7 protein-coding genes are annotated in these 6,727 nt (G+C 32.6%); all 7 read left to right on the top strand.

Features of this window, described 5'->3' with window-relative positions; translation table 11 throughout:
- Positions 1-558 precede the first annotated feature (558 nt).
- The 7 genes from ACFCYN_RS07755 (at position 559) to ACFCYN_RS07725 (ending at position 6,712) form a co-directional block, all read left to right on the top strand.
- A complete protein-coding gene (locus ACFCYN_RS07755) occupies positions 559-1,323 on the top strand; it encodes a FliA/WhiG family RNA polymerase sigma factor (RefSeq protein WP_172445242.1) in 765 nt (254 codons plus the stop codon).
- 530 nt (positions 1,324-1,853) lie between these two features.
- A complete protein-coding gene (rpsB, locus tag ACFCYN_RS07750) occupies positions 1,854-2,552 on the top strand; it encodes a 30S ribosomal protein S2 (RefSeq protein ID WP_056470859.1) in 699 nt (232 codons plus the stop codon).
- Positions 2,553-2,679: 127 nt separating this feature from the next.
- The gene (gene tsf / locus ACFCYN_RS07745; RefSeq protein ID WP_172445241.1) at positions 2,680-3,564 is read left to right on the top strand and encodes a translation elongation factor Ts; all 885 of its coding nucleotides are present in this window, start codon (positions 2,680-2,682) and stop codon (positions 3,562-3,564) included.
- Positions 3,565-3,656: 92 nt separating this feature from the next.
- Positions 3,657-4,379 carry a UMP kinase gene (gene pyrH, locus ACFCYN_RS07740; RefSeq protein ID WP_056470854.1) on the top strand — a complete coding sequence of 241 codons (723 nt, stop codon included), beginning with the start codon at positions 3,657-3,659 and terminating at the stop codon, positions 4,377-4,379.
- A 2-nt stretch (positions 4,380-4,381) separates the two neighbouring features.
- Complete coding sequence (frr, locus tag ACFCYN_RS07735; RefSeq protein ID WP_098117483.1) at positions 4,382-4,939, top strand: ribosome recycling factor; 558 nt, start codon at positions 4,382-4,384, stop codon at positions 4,937-4,939.
- A 187-nt stretch (positions 4,940-5,126) separates the two neighbouring features.
- Positions 5,127-5,906, top strand: a complete 780-nt coding sequence (locus ACFCYN_RS07730) for an undecaprenyl pyrophosphate synthase (RefSeq protein WP_375948531.1) — start codon at positions 5,127-5,129, stop codon at positions 5,904-5,906.
- 17 nt (positions 5,907-5,923) lie between these two features.
- Positions 5,924-6,712, top strand: coding sequence for a phosphatidate cytidylyltransferase (locus ACFCYN_RS07725; RefSeq protein ID WP_172445239.1), 789 nt, complete (start codon positions 5,924-5,926; stop codon positions 6,710-6,712).
- Positions 6,713-6,727 lie beyond the last annotated feature (15 nt).

Below are 6,727 nucleotides of genomic sequence, written 5' to 3'. Positions count from 1 at the left end.
GTTTTCACATTATCTTAAAGAATATGAGGATAAAATTGGTGGATTTAATATTATAATTTTTTTAAGGTAGTAGAAAAGTGAAACATAAAGTTTAATTCGTAATGTACTTAAGGGAAAACATAATCGCTTTTTAAAAGAAGTAGTATGTATTTGAAATACTATTTGAGTTTGAAGATTTAGTTGATTCTTATTAAAGAAAGTCGGAAATTTTTTAATAGATTCATATTCATTACCTAAATTATTTGTTTATTGATATAACCGTATAATTTTTTCGCTTTGTTAAGGTTCAATTAGCATAACATTTTAAGTGATGGAACGAATGAAGCAAGACATCAGTATATTGTGGCAATGCATTTATAATACATAAAAAAATCACTTTAAAATTAATTATTAAATTTAAAGAGGACTACAAAAAAGATGTGTGAGAGCACAACGATTCAATTCTACTAATGTATTAATGACCTAATTAATTTTCACAAGTAAACTCAAACTTAAAGGGAGTTGAATTTGAATCAAGTTATCAACATAATATGGTAATTCGCTGAGGTGAAAGACGTGTTGCAAGTTCAAAAAAATGTTTCACAAAGTTATTGGAAAACGTGGATAGAGGATCGCGATGTAAATGCAGGAGATGCGTTAGTTCGCATTTATATGCCATTAGTTCATTTTCAAGTTAATCGTATAGCTCATAGATTACCTTCAAATGTCAGTAGAGATGATTTAAGAAGTTTTGCGATGATGGGCTTATATGACGCATTAGAGAAGTTCGATCCAAATAGGGATTTAAAGTTTGAAACCTATGCTTCAATTAGAATAAGTGGAAATATAATGGATGGTCTTCGAAAAGAGGATTGGCTACCTAGAACTACGAGAGATAAAGCTAAGAAAATTGATTATGCAATTGAAAAGCTAGAACCAACGCTTCAGCGCAAAGTCACCCCAGAAGAAATTGCACAATATACTGGTTTTTCCTCAAAAGAAGTTGTTAATGTCATTAATGATGTATTTTTTTCAAATATGTTATCATTTGATGACCAAATAAAAGATGATGGAGATGGACAAGTAAATTTTATCCAGACGATTAGAAATCACGAAACATTAACACCAGAAGAGGAAATACTGAAGGATGAACAAATTAAACAGTTAGCCGAGACGATTGTTGCTGAATTAAATGAGAAAGAACAAATGGTTATTAGCTTGTTTTATCATGAAGAATTAACATTTACTGAAATAGGGTCAATTATTAACTTGTCTACATCTAGAGTTTCTCAAATCCATGCAAAAGCAATTTTTAAACTTAGGGATTTTTTTAGTAATAACTAGTATTATTCAACTTAATATCGTGTGGATTAAATTTTTTTCTTAATAAGTAGTTGGCATTATTATTTAATTATTTTGCTTTAATGAAAGTATGCGTTTTTTAAAATTTTGCGAGAAACAGACAAAGTTTCTTGCTTTTTCTTTGAAGAACAGAAAATATAGAAGATAAATTTTGAATAAATTAACAAAAAATTCCTATACTGATAATATTGCTTTTAGAATCAAATAAAAATTCAAGTGACAAAAGAAAAATTTATTTTAATAGAAGCAATTAAATAAATTGTAGAAAATGTTGGACTTTTCTATAGTTGAAATCAGTCAAGAAACGTCAAATTTAAATCAACTCAAATAAGAGAGTAGAAAGTTCGACAATAATTTCTCGTTTTCTCTTGATAAATAATTCTACATATGCTATAGTAATCCATGGTGTTATTACACACGCTTGCCGATTTTCTTATTGGTGCTACCCAGTATGGGAGTGATAGGAGAAGATGACGCGAGCGGAGGAAAAAGAACCATTAGGAGGAAATAAAATGTCAGTAATTTCTATGAAGCAATTATTAGAAGCTGGTGTTCACTTCGGTCACCAAACTCGCCGTTGGAACCCAAAAATGAAACGTTACATCTTCACTGAGCGTAACGGTATCTACATCATCGACCTACAAAAAACAGTTAAAAAGGTTGAAGAATGTTACAACGTAATGAAAGGTATCGCTGCTGAAGGTGGAAACATCCTTTTCGTTGGTACTAAAAAACAAGCTCAAGAAGCTATTAAAGACGAAGCAATTCGTTCTGGAATGTACTTCATCAACCAACGTTGGTTAGGTGGAACATTAACAAACTTCCAAACAATCCAAAAACGTGTTAAACGTTTAAAAGATATCGAAAGAATGCAAGAAGATGGCACTTTTGAAGTGTTACCTAAGAAAGAAGTTATTCAACTTAAAAAAGAATTAGAACGTCTTGAAAAATTCCTAGGCGGAATCAAAGACATGAAGCAACTTCCTGATGCATTATTCGTTGTTGATCCTCGTAAAGAGCGTATCGCTGTTGCTGAAGCTCGTAAGTTAAACATTCCTATCATCGGTATTGTTGACACTAACTGTGATCCAGATGAAATCGATCACGTTATCCCAGCAAACGACGATGCTATTAGAGCTGTAAAACTTCTTACATCAAAAATGGCAGATGCGATTCTTGAAGCGAAACAAGGCGAAGAAACAACTGCTTAATGAGAAATTGAAAGGTGATAAGAGGGTTTAGCCTTTTATCACCTTTTTTTAAGGTTAAAATAATCAAAAAATGTTTACCTTATAAAACGATTAAATAAAATAAGCTTACATATAGGAGATGAATACTATGGCAATCACTGCACAAATGGTAAAAGAATTACGTGAAAAAACTGGCGCTGGTATGATGGATTGTAAAAAAGCATTAACTGAAACTGAAGGTAACATGGAAAAAGCAATCGACTACCTTCGTGAAAAAGGGATCGCAAAAGCTGCTAAAAAAGGTGATCGTATCGCTGCTGAAGGTTTAACTTTCGTTGAAGTTTCTGGAAACGATGCAGTACTAATCGAAGTAAACTCTGAAACTGATTTCGTTGCTAAAAACGAAGGTTTCAAAGAATTAGGTTCTATTTTAGCTAAACACATTGTTGCTAACAAACCTGCAACTGTTGAAGAAGCTTTAGCTCAAACAATGGAAAACGGTGAAACTCTTGAAACTTTCATCAACCATTCAATCGCTAAAATCGGAGAAAAAATCTCTTTACGTCGTTTTGAACTAGTTTCTAAAACAGATGCTGACGCATTTGGTGCATACTTACACAGTGGTGGACGTATCGGTGTTCTTTCAGTTGTAGAAGGAACTACTAAAGAAGACGTTGCTAAAGACGTTTCTATGCACATCGCTGCAATCAACCCTAAATATATCTCTCGTGATGCTGTTTCTCAAGAAGAAGTTGAGCATGAGCGTGGAATTTTAACTCAACAAGCATTAAACGAAGGTAAACCAGAAAACATCGTTGCTAAAATGGTTGAAGGACGTATTGGTAAATACTTCGAAGAAATCTGCTTATTAGATCAATCTTTCGTTAAAAACCCAGACGTTAAAGTAGGTCAATTCGTTAAAGCTGCTAACGGAACTGTTACATCTTTCGTTCGTTATGAAGTTGGAGAAGGCTTAGAAAAACGTGAAGATAACTTTGCTGAAGAAGTAATGAATCAAGTTAAAGGTAACTAATTTAGTTACTATGAATGAAAATAGGGGACACTATGTGTTCCCTATTTTTTAAAGAACGTAAATTACATAGAGGTACTTAAATGGAGGGTATTATGAGTAAAGCAAAGTATAATCGCGTAGTATTAAAACTTAGTGGAGAAGCATTAGCTGGTGGGCAAGGATTTGGAATTAATCCATCAGTTATTAAATCAATTGCTGAGCAAGTTAAAGAAATCGCAGAACTAGATGTTGAAGTTGCAGTTGTTGTTGGTGCTGGTAATATTTGGCGCGGTAAAACAGGTAGCGAAATGGGTATGGACCGTGCTACTGCAGACTACATGGGTATGTTAGGTACAGTAATGAACTCGTTAGCACTTCAAGATAGTCTTGAAACACTTGGTGTACAATCACGTGTACAATCATCAATTGAAATGCGTCAAGTTGCAGAGCCATATATCCGTCGTAAAGCAATTCGTCATTTAGAGAAAAAACGTGTTGTCATTTTTGCTGCTGGTACAGGAAATCCTTATTTCTCAACTGATACTACTGCTGCATTACGTGCTGCTGAAATCGAAGCAGATGTTATTTTAATGGCAAAAAATAATGTTGATGGAGTGTACTCAGCTGACCCATCAATCGATAAAACGGCTGTAAAATACGAAACACTAACATACTTAGACGTATTAAAAGAAGGTTTAGGTGTAATGGATTCAACAGCATCTTCATTATGTATGGACAATGACATTCCACTAATTGTATTCTCAATTATGGAAGAAGGTAATATTAAACGTGCCGTTCTTGGCGAAAATATTGGAACAATAGTAAGGGGGAAATAAAAATGTCTAATCAAATCATCTCTTTAGCAAAAGAAAAAATGACTAAAGCTGTTTCAGCTTACACAAGAGAATTAGCGACTGTTCGTGCTGGTCGTGCAAATCCAGCTATTTTAGATAGAGTTTTAGTTGAATACTATGGTGCTCCAACACCACTTAACCAAATGGCAAATATTTCAGTGCCAGAGGCAAGATTATTATTAATTACTCCTTATGATAAAACTGTAATTAACGATATGGATAAAGCAATTCAAAAAGCTGACTTAGGTTTAAATCCTTCAAATGACGGAAATGTAATCAGAATAACATTCCCACCATTAACTGAAGAGCGTCGCCGCGATTTAGTTAAAAGTGTAAAGAAATTAGCAGAAGATGCTAAAGTTGCAGTTCGTAACATTCGCCGTGATGCAAATGATGATTTAAAGAAAGCAGAAAAAAATGGCGATATTACTGAAGATGAATTACGTGGTCTTGTAGAAGACATTCAAAAACAAACAGATTCACATATCGAAAAAATCGATGGAATCTCAAAAGATAAAGAAAAAGAGATAATGGAAGTTTAATACTGCATTGCAAGGTATATCTTACTAGCGCTTAGAAAAATAATGATTTTTTCATGTTTTGTATTACATAATTTCATTATTGCATTATAATTAAATAAACTAAGCGCTTTGAGTAAAAAGACCCTCTGTTTAAGGGGGTTTTTTTACTCAATGCTTTAATTAGATATACTTAAACGGAGGATTAAAGATGTTTAAATTAATTTCTTTTTTTAAAAGAAATAAGGTAGAGAAAAATGTACCTCCAAGTTCGCAATTAAATGGGGTCGATGGAGTAATTCCTGAGCATGTTGCTATAATAATGGATGGTAATGGTAGATGGGCACAAAAGAGAAGTTTACCAAGAGTAAAGGGCCACTACGAGGGAATGAAAGTAGTTCGAAAAATCGCAAGAACTGCAAGTAATTTGGGAATTAAGACTTTAACTCTATATGCTTTTTCAACTGAAAACTGGAAAAGACCAAAAACTGAAGTAGAATTCTTAATGAAGTTGCCACAAGAATTTCTAGGTACATTTTTACCTGAATTAATCGAGGAAAATGTACAAGTAAGACTAACTGGAAATAAAGAGCAATTACCAAGCTATACAACCGAAGCAATTTTAAAGGCCGTTGAGGAAACAAAGGATAATACAGGTATGGTATTAAACTTTGCTCTAAATTATGGATCTAGAGATGAAATAATAAATGCAGTTAAAAAGATTTCTTCAGATGTATCGGATAATAAAATAAATAAAGAAGAAATTAATGATGAATTGTTTAATTCGTATTTAATGACGAGTGATTTTAAAGATCCAGATTTGTTAATTAGAACTAGTGGGGAATTAAGAATTAGTAATTTTATGCTTTGGCAGATTGCTTATTCTGAACTATATTTTACTGATGTATTATGGCCAGATTTTACTGAAGAATCTTTAATTGAAGCAGTGAAAGAATATCAAAATCGTGCAAGAAGATATGGTGGTATTTAAGAAAGCGGTGAACGAATTTGAAACAGCGTATTATAACAGGAGTTATAGCTGGAGCATTATTTTTAGGATTAGTAATATTTGGTAAATGGCCGTTTGGGATACTTGTATTTGCTTTAGGCACAATCGGCTATTTTGAATTAATAAAAATGAAAAAGTTTAATTTATCTAGTGCACAAACGGTACTAGGATTAATTTTAACATTGGTTTCTATCATACCGAATGATCTGTCAAATAAGATATTTCCAGATCAAATTGGTAAAACTGAAATTTCTATTGTATTAATCCTCTTACTTTTATCATATACGGTAATTACAAAGAATACATTTACTTTTGAAGATGCTTCTTTCATAGTATTAAGTAGTTTATATGTTGGCTTTGGTTTTCATTATATGTACGAAATGAGAAATATGGGGATTGCGTACTTTTTCTTCCCATTATTCGTCATATGGGCAACTGATTCGGGTGCATATTTTATTGGTAAAGCAATGGGTAAAACAAAACTTTGGCCAGATATTAGTCCAAATAAAACGATTGAAGGTTCAATAGGTGGAATTATTTGTGCCATAGTTGTTGCAGTAATTTTATCGATTATGTTAACTTTAAATCATAATATACTATATTTAGTACTAATAGCCGTTTTAGTATCGATTTTTGGTCAATTAGGTGATCTTGTTCAATCTGCATATAAAAGACATTACGGTGTAAAGGACTCAGGAAACCTGTTACCTGGTCATGGTGGGATTTTAGACAGATTTGATAGTATCATTTTCACATTGCCAATCGTCTATTTATTATTTACGTTATAGTATTAGTTTTTGTAT

It is taken from the genome of Gottfriedia sp. NPDC056225 (genome assembly GCF_042267765.1).
GTDB lineage: Bacteria > Bacillota > Bacilli > Bacillales > Bacillaceae_G > Gottfriedia.
The sequence above is the reverse complement of the archived record's forward strand: the minus strand, read 5'-3'. Positions and strand labels throughout refer to the sequence as shown.